This is a genomic window from Azospirillum sp. ST 5-10 (genome assembly GCF_051225715.1).
In the GTDB taxonomy this organism is placed as follows: Bacteria; Pseudomonadota; Alphaproteobacteria; order Azospirillales; family Azospirillaceae; genus Azospirillum.
The window spans coordinates 121,383-134,310 of record NZ_JBPJSP010000001.1 but is presented as its reverse complement, the minus strand read 5'-3'; the positions used below and the strand labels follow the sequence as shown (position 1 = coordinate 134,310).

The window sequence follows — 12,928 nt, the reverse complement described above, 5'->3', positions numbered from 1 at the left end:
TGGCCGATGCGGCCACGCCGCCCGGTTCATCGCCCTCCCGAATCCGCGTTCCCCGTCCGCCACGGCGGGAAGACCAGCGTCATGGTGGTGCCGCGGCCGGGGACGCTGTCGGTCTCCAGCGCGCCGCCGTGCAGCTCGATCAGGCGCCGCGTCAGCGGCAGGCCGAGGCCGGTGCCGACGTGGCGGCGGTTGAGGGCGCTGTTCACCTGTCCCCACGGCTCCATCGCCTTGGCCAGCTCGTCCGCCGTCATGCCGACCCCGGTGTCGCGGACCGACAGGCGCACGCCGCCGTCGCCGCCCAGGCCGCCGGCCAGCATCACCGTGCCGCCCACGGGCGTGAACTTCACCGCGTTGGACAGCAGGTTCAGCAGCATCTGCCGCAGCTTGCGCTCGTCGGCGTGGAGCGGGGCGAGGTCGCGCGGCACGGTGACCTCGAGATGCACCCGTGCCCGCGCCGCGCGCTCGTTCACCAGGCGGACGCAGCCGTGGGCGACGCGGGCGGCGTCGACCGGCCCCTCCTGCAGATCCAGCTTGTCGGCCTCCGCCTTCGACAGGTCGAGCAGGTCGTTGATCAGCTCCATCAGGTGGCGGCCGCTCTCGACGATGTCGCCGGCGTACTCGCGGTAGAGGTCGTTGCCGAGCGGCCCCGCCATCTCCTGCTGCAGGATCTCGGCGAAGCCCATGATGGCGTTGAGCGGCGTGCGGATCTCGTGGCTCATGTTGGCGAGGAAGGCGGTCTTGGCGCGGTTGGCCGCTTCCGCGGCGGCGCGCGCCTCCTCGACCTGGCGGGCCCGCAGGTCGGCCTGCTCCACCGACGACGCCATCAGGTCCATGGCCGAGGCGACGCCGCGGTAGCGCCCGCCCTCGGTGACGACGAAGCCGGCGGCCAGCGCCTCGGGCTTGGCGGCGATCCGCTGGCCGACCTCGCCCAGGGTCAACGCCGCCTCCACCGCCAGCGGCTCCGCATCCATCAGCAGGCGCACTGGCCGGCGGGCGTAGAGGTCGCGCATCAGCGGCTTGGCGAAGGTCGTGAGCAGCTCCGCCCGGTCGACCAGCCCGACCACGCGCCCGTCCTCGACCACGGCGATGGCGTGCAGAGAGGGCGACGCCACGAAGCGCTCGAACACGGCTTGGCCCGGCGTCTCGGGGGCGACCGGCGCTTCCGGCCGGGCCAGGCGGGCGGCGGTGAAGGCGGCGTCCTCGTCGAAGGGCGCCGCCGCGCTCGCGCCGCCGGCCGTGCCGGCACTCGGGGAATCGAGAACGTCCACCGCTGAGTCCCGCGTCGTGCCTGGGGATCGGAACCGGCCGGTCATGACGGGACAGTAGCACCGGATTGTGACGGATTCGCTGTTGCGGCGGCTAGAGCAAGATCGCTTTTGGCCGGTCCGGCCAAAAGCGTGAATCTTGCTCTGAACATTTGAATTTAGAGCGGGATCACTCCAGACAATTCCACCTGGAGTGATCCCGCTCCAGCGGCTACTCCTCCGCCGCGACCTGCACGTCGACGGTCATGCCGAGATAGCTGTTCGACGGGCCGATCCAGGAGCCCGACAGCGGCACCGCCTGGGTGGGGTCGCGGGTCACCGCCACGCGGATCAGGTTCTGGCCGCCGACGATGCCGTTGGTGGGATCGAACTCGACCCATCCGGCGCCGGGCAGGTAGACCTGCACCCAGGCGTGCGTCGCCCCGCCGCCGACCATCGCGCTGCCGTCGTCGCGCGCCGGGTCGTAGAGGTAGCCGGAGACGAAGCGCGCGGCGAAGCCCAGGCTGCGCACGCCCTCCATCATCAGCAGCGCGAAGTCGCGGCAGCTGCCGCTGCGGCTGGTGAGCGTGGTCACGGGGTCCTGCGTGCCTTCCTCGTCGCGGGCCGCGTAGGTGAAAGTCTCCTTGATGGCGCCGGTCATCCGGGTCAGCAGGTCGAGCGTCTCCGGCACGCCGTCCTCGGCCTGCAGGAACTCCTTGGCCCAGGCGTCGACGAGGTGCTCGGGGTCGGGGTAGTGGCGCTCCATGGTGCGGCCGAGATCCGGTACCTCTTCGGCCGAGTAGCTGAAGGGGTAGGTGCGGGCGTACTCCTCCACCGGGAAGTCGGGCACCTCGGGGGTGAAGGGCTCCAGGCGGATGCGGCTTTCGATTCGCAGCTCCGCCGCCTCCTCGGTGAAGCGGGCGATGGCGATGGAGTTGCCGAACACGTCGTGCATCCACCGCACCTCGGCCGGCGGGCTCATCACCAGCAGGGTTTCCAGGAGGCGCAGGTCGTGGCTGTCGCGGGGGCGGAACATCAGCCGATGATCGCCGAACCGGACCGGCTGGCTGTAGCGGTAGGTGGTGGTGTGGCGGACGGAGAGGACGGTCATCGTCTTGGCTCTCGGCTGCGGGATGGGGGCGGCCACCCCATGCGGGCGGCGGCGACGCAACGCGGATGTTTGAGAATGGTTCCGTCCGCTCTATCTTTACCTGGGGACTCGGCCTTGCCCCGATACGCCTCCGGGCGGCATAAGAATAGGGCCAGGAAGGGTTGGGATCACAGAGCTATGTCCTCGCGCATCGAAGATATCTGCGCCCACAAGGGATTGAAGATGACCGACCAGCGCCGCGTGATCTCGCGCGTGCTGTCGGAATCGACCGATCATCCGGACGTCGAGGAGGTGCACCGCCGCGCCGTCGCGCTCGATCCGCGGATCTCCATCGCCACCGTCTACCGCACCATGCGCCTGTTCGAGGACGCCCAGGTCATCGAGCGACTCGATTTCGGCGACGGACGTGCCCGTTACGAGGAGAAGAAGGACGAACACCACGATCACCTCATCAACCTCGAGTCGGGCGAGGTGGTGGAGTTCACCAACGACGAGCTGGAGCGCCTGAAGGAGGCCATCGCCCGCGAGCTGGGCTACCGGCTGGTCGGCCACCGGCTGGAGCTCTACGCCGTGCCGCTGGCGCGCAGCGGCGAAGGAGGGGCGGACTGAGGGACCGCCGGGCCGACGCCGCCGGAGCCGCCGTACGGACGGGCGTCGCGGAGTAGCCAACGGGATTCGTCCGGGCTCTTGCGGGGTGCGCCGCCTGCGGCCCTGGGCGGCGGCGGATGTCGGGTCCAGCTTTAAAAGCGACGGCTTCGATCGCGACGGGACCCGAATGATGGACAACGCACACCGAGACGACCTCGTCCGCCGCCTCGACGGACTGGAGGAACGGGTGCGGCGGCTGGAACAGCACACCGCCGCCGTGTTCGAGCAGATCGTGGCCCTGCGCCAGGGGCTGGACGAGGCGCTGCGCGACCTCGTCGACGATGAGGACGCCGAGGAGGGCGGGGCCCCGCTGCCGCAGCCCGGCGTGCGCCACTGAGAGTGGCGGTCCCGCCTTTTTCACCTGCCGCCGCCCGCGGATTCTGCTACACCACCGCCATGGCGACGCACCTTTCCTCCGCCCCTTGCGCACCGCTCCCGTCGGCGACCGCGACGCCGGGCGGCGTCGCCTTCTTCGACTTCGACGGCACCCTGATCCATGGCGACAGCCTGCTGATGTTCGTCGGCGAGGTGATCGGCCGCCGCCGCACCCATCTGGCGCTGGCCGACGCCATCCGCTCCGCCTGCCACCGCCATCTGCGGGGCCGCGGCCCGGGCTGCGACTTCCCCGGCTCGGTCAAGGCGATCCTGCTGAAGCGGACGCTGCGCGGCCTGCCGCTGGCCGACGCCGCCGCCGCCGCCGAGCGGCTGGCCCGCCGCCTGCGCTGGTACCAGCCCTCCGTCGAGGCGCTGGAGGCGCACCGCCGGGCCGGACGCCGGGTCGTCGTGGCGACCGGGGCGCTGGACGTCTACATGCCCGTCCTGCTGCGCGGCGTCGCCGTCGACGACCTGCTGGCGACCGGCATGGAGGTGGCCGACGGGTGCCTCACCGGCAAGCTCAGCACCGGCAACTGCGTGCGCGCCGACAAGGCGACGCGGGTGCGCGCCTGGCTCGCCGCGCACGGTCCCTTCGGCGAGACCTGGGGCTACGGCAACCACCCGAGCGACCGGCCGATGCTGGAACTGCTCGACCGCAAGGTGGTGGTGAAGATCCGCTGAAGCGCGATTTGTCGCACCCGCGACCGCCCCGCCCCGTACCGGCCGGCGCTGTGCTATGCAGCGTCGGCGGACGGACGAACGGAGGGTTGCGGCCGTGTTCAGCATCGACCTGCCGGTCGGCGGCGCCGAATCCGGCGCGTTGCGGGCGGTGGTCGCCGACGACGACCCCGCGCAGCGCGCCCTCCTGGTGCGCCACCTGACCGAACGCGGCTACGCCGTCGCCGAGGCCGCGGACGGCGACCGCGCGCTGGCGCTGATCGGCGAACAGGAGCCGGCGCTGGCGCTGCTGTGCCGGAGCATGGCGCCCTACGACGGCGACCGGGTGGCGGCGGTGGCCCGCATCGTCTGCCCGCACACGCGGATCATCCTCACCGGCGGCCGGGCCGAACCGGCGTGCGACGGCGCCCTGCCCGTCCTGCCGCGGCCGGTCGACCTGGAGCAGCTCGACCGCTGCCTGGCCGAGGCCGGCTAGGCTGGTGCGCCCGGGCCGGCCGAGGTGTGGCCCGATCCGGGCAAACCGGCTTGGGCCGCGACCGTGACCGCGCTGCCGACGGCCAGGCCGAGATCGCGGTCGGCCCGCCCGCGGTTGACGGCGATCTCGGCCAGCCCGCTGGAGTTCTCGTACCACAGCGCCTCGCCCGGGCCGACGTCGGCGAAGGTGCGGCCGCGGCGCACCGCCCGCCCGCCGGCCTCGAGAACCGCCTGCGGCGGCAGGGCGGCGGCGCGCAGGCCGGTCATGGCGTTGCCGTAGACGTCGACGTAGACGATCTCCGCGAGGTCGTCCGGCCAGTCCGGCCGGGCGATCGCCGCCGGGGCGAGGGGAGCGCCGGCCACCGTCTGGCCGAGCGCCAGCCGGGCCGCCACCGGGGCGAACAGGTCGCGGCCATGGAAGCTGGCCGACAGGCGCGCCGGCCGCCAGTCGATGCGCCGGACGCGGACGTCGCCGGCGCGGCGGCGGACCAGTTCGAACAGGCCGTTGTCGGGCCCGACGTAGCGCCGCCCGTCGGCGTCGACGACCAGAGGCCGCCGCTCGCCGCCGACCCCGGGATCGACGACGCAGACGAAGACCGACCCGGCGGGGAATTCCGGGGCGTAGGCGGCCAGCAGATAGGCGGCGCGGCGGGGATCGCAGGCCGGCGCGTCGGCCATCAGGTCGATCACCGGGACGCCCGGCGCGAGCCCGGCCAGAACCGCCTTGACCTGCCCCGTGTAGGGGCCGGCCAGGCCGAAATCCGTGAACAGCACGATCATGGCGCCATGATAGCGGCGCGGGACGGGCCCGTTAAGCCACGGTGCATCGCAATTCGTTGCCCCGAGGAACTTTCCTGTCCGTGGTCGCGGCGGTTCGGATAGGATCGCCCGAGTTCCGGGATGCCAGGGTCGCGCCGCCCATGTCCTCTGCCTTTGTTCGCACACGCGAGCTGCCGATGAAGCTGATTGCGGCGCTGCTGGTCTTGGCCAGCATGGGGCATGCCCTGTTCGACGCGCTGGACGAGTCGCGCTGGGAAGCCCTGTGGGCGGTGACCGGCTCCCTGACGGCGCTTCTGCTGCTGCTGCTGGTGTTCCGCCGCGAGGCGGCGGTGATCGGCAAGGCCCAGGCCAGCGTCACCCTGGCCGAGCACCGGCTCGCCGAGGCCATCGGCACGATCAACGAGGGGTTCGCGCTGTTCGACGGCGACGACCGGCTGGTCGTCTGCAACGAGCCGTTCCGGGCCTTCTACGCGCTGAGCGGGCCGGTCGCGCCGGGCGTCGTCTTCCGCGACCTGCTGCGGGCCGGCGCCGAGCGGGGGCAGTATGCCGACTGCGACCCGGCCGACCACGAGGACTGGATCGCCGAGCGGCTGCGCCACCACCGCATGCCGTCCCGCCCGCTGGAACTGCGCCTGGGCAACGGCCGCTGGGTCAAGGTCAACGAGCGGCGCACCGCCGACGGTGGCTTCGTCGGCATCCACACCGACATCACCGAACTGAAGCGGCGCGAGGACGAGCTGCGCGAGAGCGAGGAGCGCTTCCGCAAGCTGTCCGATGCCGCCACCGACGCCATCCTGGTGCATGAGAACGGCATCGTGCTGGACGCCAACCGGGCCGCCGTGGCCCTGACCGGGCGGCCGCTGGAAGGGCTGATCGGCCTGCCGGTGCTGGCGCTGGTGGTGCCGGAGGACCACGACCTGGTGCGCCGGCGCCTGGCCGAACGCCGGGACGACCGCTTCGAGGTCACCTGCCGCCGCGTCGACGGCGAACGCCGCATCGTCGAGGGCGAGACGCGCCAGACGACCCATCACGGCCGTCCCGTCACCATCGTCTCGGCCCACGACATCACCGTCCACCGCACCGCCGAGGCGCAGCTCCGCTTCGCCAAGGAGCAGGCGGAGCGGGCCAGCCAGGCCAAGTCCGACTTCCTGCGCATGATCAGCCACGAGCTGCGCACGCCGCTGAACGGCGTCCTCGGCACCATCGGGCTGCTGCTGGACGGGCCGCTCGGCGAGGAGCAGCGGCTCTACGCCCAGACGGCGCGGGAATCCGGCGAGGCGCTGCTGACCATCCTCAACGACATCCTCGACCTGTCGAAGATGGAGGCCGGCAAGCTCGTCCTCGAGGCCAACCGCTTCTCGCCGGTGGACGTGGTGGAGAGCGCCGTCGGCCTGCTGGCGGCCCGCGCCGCCGCCAAGGGCATCGCCCTGGTCGCCTGCGTGCCCGGCGGGCTGCCGGCGGCGGTGCGCGGCGATGCCGGCCGGCTCCGTCAGGTCCTGCTGAACCTCGCCGGCAACGCCGTGAAGTTCACCGAGAGGGGGGGCGTCGCGGTCTGCGTCTCGGCGGCGGACGGCCACGGCGACGAATCCTCCGTCGCCCTGCGTTTTGAGGTGACCGACACGGGCATCGGCATTCCCGAGGACGCAAGGCCGACCCTGTTCACCGAGTTCACCCAGGTCGACCCGATGCTGTCGCGCCGCTACGGCGGCACCGGGCTCGGCCTGGCGATCTCCAAGCGGCTGGTGGAGGCGATGGGCGGCAGCATCGGCTTCGACAGCCGGCCCGGCGGCGGCAGCCGCTTCTGGTTCGTCGTTCCCTTCGAGCGCGTGCCCGGCGCCGCCGAAGGGGCGATGCCCCTGGACGGCAGGCGCCTCCTGCTGATCGACGCGCAGCCGGTCAGCCGCCGCACCCTGGCCACCCAGCTCCGCTCCTGGGGCGCCGAGGTGGCGGAAACCGCCGACCTCGCGGCGGCCCAGGAGCGGAGCTGCGCCGCCGCCCCGGACGCCGGCTTCGACACCGCGCTCATCGACGCCAACGCGCTGCCGGCCGGCGACGCCGACCTGGAGGCCCTCGTCCCGGCGCTGCACCGCGCCGGCGTCGGGCGCCTCGTGCTGATGACGCTGGTCGGCCATGCCGTCGAAGGCCGCGGCCGCGACCTTGCGGCGGTGGTCGTGAAGCCGGTGCGCCAGGGCCGCCTGCTGGCCGCGCTCGGCGCCGGCGACGAGCCGGCGCCGCGGCCGGCCGCGCCCGCCGGGCCGGCGGTCGGCGCCGGCGGCGGTCGCATCCTGCTGGCCGAGGACAGCCCGACCAACCAGATGGTCGCCGTCGCCATCCTCAAGGCCGCCGGCCATCAGGTCGACGTCGCCGCCAACGGCCTGGAGGCGGTGGAGGCGGCGCGCACCTTGCCCTACGATCTCGTCCTGATGGACATCGCCATGCCGGAAATGGACGGCCTCGAGGCGGCGCGGGCGTTGCGCGCCCTGCCGCCGCCCGCCGGCGCGCTGCCCATCGTCGCCATGACCGCCGACGCCATGGAAGGCGACCGCGAGCGCTGCCTGGCCGCCGGGATGAACGACCACATCGCCAAGCCCGTCGACCGCCTGCACCTGCTGCAGACGGTGGCCCGCTGGCTCCGCGCCCCGGAACCGGCCGCTCCCACCGCCGCCGCGCGGCCCGCCGGGTCCGCGACGGCCGACCGCGAGGATCCCGCCATGACCGCACCGATCCGCGAACCGGCCACCCCCCCGCCGGAGGATTCCGCTCCGGCCGGCCTCACTCCGGCCGGCCCAGAGGCGGCAGGCCCTGATTTGGCAAACCCTGATTTGGCAAACCCTGATTTGGATGCCGGCGTGCTGGCGCAGCTCGCCGAGGATCTCGATGCGGATCTGGTGGCCGATCTGGTCCGCCAGTTCGTCCAGGAGACCCGCGACCGTGTGCGGCGGATCGCCGGCGCCGAACTCGACGCCGCCACCCTGCAGCGGGAGGCGCACACCCTCAAGAGCACGGCGGGGACCTTCGGAGCCCGCCGGCTGGCGCAACGGGCGCGCGACCTGGAGCAGGCGTGCCGCGAGGGCGACGGCGACGCCATGGCCGCCATGCGCCGCGACGTCGCCGTGCTGGCGCGCGCCGCCGAAGAGGCCTACCGGACGCGCGGCCTGCTCGACCCCGCGGACGACCGGGCGGCGGCCGGAGCTACTCCATCACCAGGATGTTGACGGCGGCATCCTTGCCGTTGTTGCCGCGCGCGACCTCGTACTGCACGCGCTGGCCCTGCAGAAGGCCGCGCAGCCCCGACCGCTGCACCGCGGTGATGTGCACGAACACATCCTTGATGCCGCCTTCCGGCTCGATGAAGCCATAGCCCTTGGTGGTGTTGAACCATTTGACGGTGCCGGTGGCCATTGAGCGAACTCCTTGCTCCGTGGTCGGTGGGCGGGCACGGCCGGGCGCAGGCGCTCGCCGGAAACGCGGCCGGGTGGCGGCCGAACGGCCTGAAACGCGATCGGCCCCGAGCGCATCGGCTGGCGCGCGGCCGCGGCCGGGTGCCGTCGGCCGTGCGGCACCAACGATGACGCGCATCCGAGGCTAAACGTGCGCGTCCCCGGGCGGCAAGAGGGATCGCCGGCCTATGCCCAACGGCGGAGGGCCGCCGCAAAGAAATACGCGGTCCCGGCGAAGGCGTGAGCCCCGCCCGCCGCCAAGGTCCGGCGTCGGAGGATGCGCAGGCGGAACGGCCTTCGCTTGCGGCGTCACATCTTTCCTTCGGCCTGCCAGGCCAGCCGCTTGCGGTAGATGGTCGAGGCGCTGATTTCCAGAAGCGCCGCGGCGCGCGGGATGTTGCCGTCGCAGGTGGCGATGGCCTCCTCGATGGCCTCCTTCTCGACCTCCCACAGCGGCTTGATCGGCCGCGGCGGCGCCGCCGCGGCCGGGGCGGCCGCCGGCGGGGCGGCCGCCACGGCGAGCCCGGGAGCGAGCGGCGGCGGCAGCATGGTCGGCAGGACGGTGTCGCCGTCGTGCAGCACGACGATGTTGCGCACCACGTTCTGCACCTGGCGCACGTTGCCCGGCCAGTGGTAGGTGCGGAAGACGGCCTCGGCCTCGGGCGCGAACCGCACGAACCCCTTGCCCTCCTCCTGGGCGTACTCCAGCAGCAGATGGCGGGCGATCGCCACCACGTCGTCCTCGCGCTCGCGCAGGGGCGGCAGGTGGATGGGGATGACGTGGAGGCGGTAGTAGAGGTCCTCGCGGAAGCGCCCCTCCTCGACCTCGTGCAGCGGGTCGCGGTTGGTGGCGCAGATGATGCGCAGGTCGACCTTCTCCAGCCGGGTGCCGCCCACCGGCATGTAGGTGCCGGTCTGGATGAAGCGCAGCAGCTTGGTCTGCAGGTTGGCTTCCAGCTCGCAGATCTCGTCCAGGAACAGCGTGCCGCCGTCGGCCCGCGCCGCCGCCCCCTCGCGGTCGGAGACGGCGCCCGTGAAGGACCCCTTCACGTGGCCGAAGATCTCGCTCTCCATCAGGTCCTTCGGGATGGCGCCGCAGTTGATGGCGACGAAGGGCCGGTCGCGCCGCGGGCTCTGGCGATGGATCGCCTCGGCGCAGACCTCCTTGCCGGTGCCGGACTCGCCGGTGATGAACACCGTCGCCTTGGACGAGGCGGCGCTGTCGATGATGCGGTAGACCGCCTGCATCGACAGGGAGGAGCCGATGAAGCCGTGGAAGCGCGCGCGCGCCAGGTCGGCCTGCCAGGTGTCGACGATCTGCGACAGGCGCAGCCGCTCCATGGCGTTGCGCACGGTGATGGTCAGCCGGTCGGCGGAGAAGGGCTTGACCAGGAAATCGTAGGCGCCGTGCCGCATCGCCTCGACGGCGACGTTGACCGAGCCGTGCGCGGTGATGATGACGACGGCGCACGGCAGCCCTTGCGCCTCGACGCGCTTCAGCACCTCCATCCCGTGCATGTCGGGGAGCTGGAGGTCGAGCAGCACGATGCGCGGCTTGCCGTCGGCCAGCGCCTCCAGGGCCGCGGCACCGGTCTCCACGGCGACGACGCGATAGTCGTCCTTCTTCAGATACTCGGCATAGACGCGCGCCAGCGACGGGGTGTCTTCGACGAGCAGAACGGTGGCGGTGGTGTCCATGGCATCCCGGCGGGAATGGGGCGGGTCGTCGGCAAAAGGGCCAAATCCCATCCTTATGTCGAATAGGGCATGGGACTGGTGAAGGAATCACTAAGCCGGGGGGTTCAGGATGTCCGGCACCGGTCGGAATATGCCCGTCTGCCTGTAAGATCGTTTCGCGCTGGCGGGTTTGCCAGTCCGCCGGCACGCGATCGGCGCTTGTCCAAATCGCCGTGATGGAATATCTGAATTCTACAAACCGATTCGTAAATCCAAGGTCGAGGTGCGGTTGTGAGCGGTCCCCAGGCCCCGGCGGTGCCGTCGTCGTTGCAGGGACGGCGCATCCTGCTTGTGATCGCCGGCGGCATCGCGGCGTACAAGTGCCTCGACCTCATCCGCCGCCTGCGCGAGCGCGGCGCCGCGGTGCGCGCCGTCCTGACCCGCGGCGGCGCGCAGTTCGTCACGCCGCTGTCGGTGCAGGCGCTGACCGAGGACACGGTGTACCAGGACCTGTGGTCGCTCACCGACGAGTCGCAGATGGGGCACATCCGCCTGTCGCGCGAGGCCGACCTGGTGGTGGTGGCGCCGGCCACCGCCGACCTGCTCGCCCGCATGGCCGCGGGGATGGCCGACGACCTCGCCGCCACGGTGCTGCTGGCGACCGACAAGCCGGTGCTGGTGGTCCCGGCGATGAACGTGCGGATGTGGCTGCACCCGGCCACCCAGGCCAACATGGCGCTGCTGGAGCGGCGCGGCGTGCGCCGCGTCGGCCCCAACGTCGGGCCGATGGCCTGCAACGAGCACGGCCCGGGCCGCATGGCCGAGCCGATGGAGATCGTCGAGGCGGTCGCCGCCCACTTCGCCGGAGCGCCGGCCGGCTCCGGCGCGGCGCCGCCGCTCGCCGGCCGGCACGCCCTCGTCACCTCGGGGCCGACCCACGAGCCGATCGACCCCGTGCGCTACATCGCCAACCGCTCCTCGGGCAAGCAGGGGCACGCCATCGCCGCGGCGCTCGCCGCGCTGGGCGCCCGGGTCACCTTGGTGAGCGGCCCGACGCGCGAGCCCGACCCGGCGGGCTGCACCGTCGTCGCCGTCGAGACGGCGCGCCAGATGCTGGAGGCCTGCCTCGGCGCGCTGCCCGCCGACATCGCCGTGTGCGCCGCCGCCGTCGCCGACTGGCGGGTGAAGGACGCGGCGGGTCAGAAGCTGAAGAAGGACGCCGGCGGCCCGCCGCGCCTGGAGCTCGCCGAGAACCCGGACATCCTCGCCACCCTGGCCGGGCAGGCGGCGGCGCAGCGCCCCCGCCTGGTGGTCGGCTTCGCGGCGGAGACGCAGGACGTGGTCGAGCACGCGCTGGCCAAGCGGGCGCGCAAGGGGTGCGACTGGATCGTCGCCAACGACGTGTCGCCCGACACCGGCACCTTCGGCGGCGCCGAGAACACCGTCCACCTGATCCGCGGCGACGCCGTGGAGCACTGGCCGACCATGGGCAAGGACGCGGTCGCCGCGCGCCTCGCCGCCGCCATCGCCGCGCAGCTGGAGAGAGAGGTTCCGTGACCAGCCCCCGCGTCCACGTTCCCGTCGTGCGTCTGCCGCACGCCGACGGCCTGGACCTGCCCGCCTACGCCACCGCCCACGCCGCCGGCCTCGACCTGCTCGCCGCGGTGGCGGCGCCGCTGGAGCTCCCGCCGGGCGGCCGCGCCCTGGTGCCGACGGGCATCGCCGTCGCCCTGCCGGACGGCCACGAGGCGCAGGTGCGCCCGCGCTCCGGCCTGGCGCTCAAGCACGGGGTGACCGTGCTCAACAGCCCCGGCACCATCGACGCCGACTACCGCGGCGAGGTCGGGGTCATCCTGATCAACCACGGCGACCGGCCGTTCGTGGTGGAGCGCGGCCAGCGCATCGCCCAGCTGGTGGTCGCCCGCTACGACCGGATCGCCTGGGACGAGACGGCCGCCCTTCCCGACAGCGCGCGCGGGACCGGCGGCTTCGGCTCGACCGGACAGTTCAGCCAGGACGCCCCGTGATGTTGCGCATTTCCAAGAAGCTGATGTTCGCCATCGAGGCGGTGCTCGACATCGCCTACAACGCCGGCACCGAGCCGGTGCAGTCCGGCGAGATCACCCGCCGCCAGGGCATTCCCAAGCGCTACCTGGAGCAGGTGCTGCAGCAGCTCGTGCGCGACGGCGTGCTGGCCGGGGTGCGCGGCCCGCGCGGCGGCTACCGCTTGGCCCGCGAGCGCCGGCGCATCACGGTGGGCGAGATCGTCCGCATCGTCCGCGCCATGGAGACCGCCAGCGACCCCATCGAGGATCCCGCCGGCTCCATCCTCGGCCACAAGGTGGTGCGGCCCCTGTGGGCCGAGCTGCAGGACGACTGCATGCGCCGCCTCGATTCCGTCACCATCGAGGACCTCTGCATGCGCGCCCGCACCGCCGGGGTGGAGAGCGAGACCGAGGACCGCATCGACTTTAGCATTTGAAACCCGGCGGCCGCGGAGT

At 72.6% G+C, this 12,928-nt stretch carries 13 protein-coding genes; 8 read left to right on the top strand and 5 right to left on the bottom strand.

The genetic code is table 11. The annotated features are described in order from the left end of the window. Positions 1-26: 26 nt before the first annotated feature. Together ACSBPG_RS00660 and ACSBPG_RS00655 are read right to left on the bottom strand one after the other, a co-directional pair. Positions 27-1,268, bottom strand: a complete 1,242-nt coding sequence (locus tag ACSBPG_RS00660) for a sensor histidine kinase (RefSeq protein WP_435535156.1) — start codon at positions 1,266-1,268, stop codon at positions 27-29. Between the two features lie 208 nt (positions 1,269-1,476). Continuing rightward, complete coding sequence (locus ACSBPG_RS00655) at positions 1,477-2,355, bottom strand: transglutaminase family protein (RefSeq protein ID WP_435535155.1); 879 nt, start codon at positions 2,353-2,355, stop codon at positions 1,477-1,479. A 177-nt stretch (positions 2,356-2,532) separates the two neighbouring features. On the opposite strand from ACSBPG_RS00655, the gene ACSBPG_RS00650 reads away from it, so the two are divergent. The 4 genes from ACSBPG_RS00650 to ACSBPG_RS00635 all read left to right on the top strand — a co-directional run bounded on the left by ACSBPG_RS00650 (position 2,533) and on the right by ACSBPG_RS00635 (position 4,531). Next, positions 2,533-2,964, top strand: coding sequence for a Fur family transcriptional regulator (locus ACSBPG_RS00650; protein ID WP_435535154.1), 432 nt, complete (start codon positions 2,533-2,535; stop codon positions 2,962-2,964). Positions 2,965-3,130: 166 nt separating this feature from the next. Beyond that, complete coding sequence (locus ACSBPG_RS00645; protein ID WP_435535153.1) at positions 3,131-3,340, top strand: hypothetical protein; 210 nt, start codon at positions 3,131-3,133, stop codon at positions 3,338-3,340. Between the two features lie 59 nt (positions 3,341-3,399). Beyond that, the gene (locus tag ACSBPG_RS00640) at positions 3,400-4,059 is read left to right on the top strand and encodes an HAD family hydrolase (RefSeq protein ID WP_435535152.1); all 660 of its coding nucleotides are present in this window, start codon (positions 3,400-3,402) and stop codon (positions 4,057-4,059) included. Positions 4,060-4,153: 94 nt separating this feature from the next. Further along, on the top strand, positions 4,154-4,531 hold the full coding sequence (locus ACSBPG_RS00635; protein WP_435535151.1) for a response regulator: 378 nt from the start codon (positions 4,154-4,156) through the stop codon (positions 4,529-4,531). Here the strand turns inward: ACSBPG_RS00635 and ACSBPG_RS00630 are convergent. Next, positions 4,528-5,310, bottom strand: coding sequence for an SAM hydrolase/SAM-dependent halogenase family protein (locus tag ACSBPG_RS00630; protein ID WP_435535150.1), 783 nt, complete (start codon positions 5,308-5,310; stop codon positions 4,528-4,530). The two genes, ACSBPG_RS00635 and ACSBPG_RS00630, sit on opposite strands and share 4 nt — an antisense overlap. Positions 5,311-5,486: 176 nt before the next feature. Here ACSBPG_RS00630 and ACSBPG_RS00625 point away from each other — a divergent pair, with 176 nt between their 5' ends. Further along, entirely contained in the window at positions 5,487-8,525 is a 3,039-nt protein-coding gene (locus tag ACSBPG_RS00625) for a response regulator (protein WP_435535149.1), read from the top strand. Here the strand turns inward: ACSBPG_RS00625 and ACSBPG_RS00620 are convergent. Then, on the bottom strand, positions 8,503-8,712 hold the full coding sequence (locus ACSBPG_RS00620) for a cold-shock protein (protein ID WP_435535148.1): 210 nt from the start codon (positions 8,710-8,712) through the stop codon (positions 8,503-8,505). The genes ACSBPG_RS00625 and ACSBPG_RS00620 overlap by 23 nt on opposite strands. 347 nt (positions 8,713-9,059) lie before the next feature. After that, on the bottom strand, positions 9,060-10,448 hold the full coding sequence (locus tag ACSBPG_RS00615; protein ID WP_435535147.1) for a sigma-54-dependent transcriptional regulator: 1,389 nt from the start codon (positions 10,446-10,448) through the stop codon (positions 9,060-9,062). Positions 10,449-10,718: 270 nt separating this feature from the next. Here ACSBPG_RS00615 and coaBC point away from each other — a divergent pair, with 270 nt between their 5' ends. The 3 genes from coaBC to ACSBPG_RS00600 are packed head-to-tail and all read left to right on the top strand — an operon-like array spanning position 10,719 to position 12,909. Beyond that, complete coding sequence (gene coaBC, locus ACSBPG_RS00610; protein ID WP_435535146.1) at positions 10,719-11,984, top strand: bifunctional phosphopantothenoylcysteine decarboxylase/phosphopantothenate--cysteine ligase CoaBC; 1,266 nt, start codon at positions 10,719-10,721, stop codon at positions 11,982-11,984. Next, the gene (dut, locus tag ACSBPG_RS00605) at positions 11,981-12,454 is read left to right on the top strand and encodes a dUTP diphosphatase (protein WP_435535145.1); all 474 of its coding nucleotides are present in this window, start codon (positions 11,981-11,983) and stop codon (positions 12,452-12,454) included. Before coaBC ends, dut begins: the two co-directional genes overlap by 4 nt. Next, positions 12,454-12,909: an RrF2 family transcriptional regulator gene (locus ACSBPG_RS00600; RefSeq protein WP_435535144.1), complete on the top strand. Its 456-nt coding sequence runs from the start codon at positions 12,454-12,456 to the stop codon at positions 12,907-12,909. Before dut ends, ACSBPG_RS00600 begins: the two co-directional genes overlap by 1 nt. Positions 12,910-12,928: the final 19 nt, after the last annotated feature.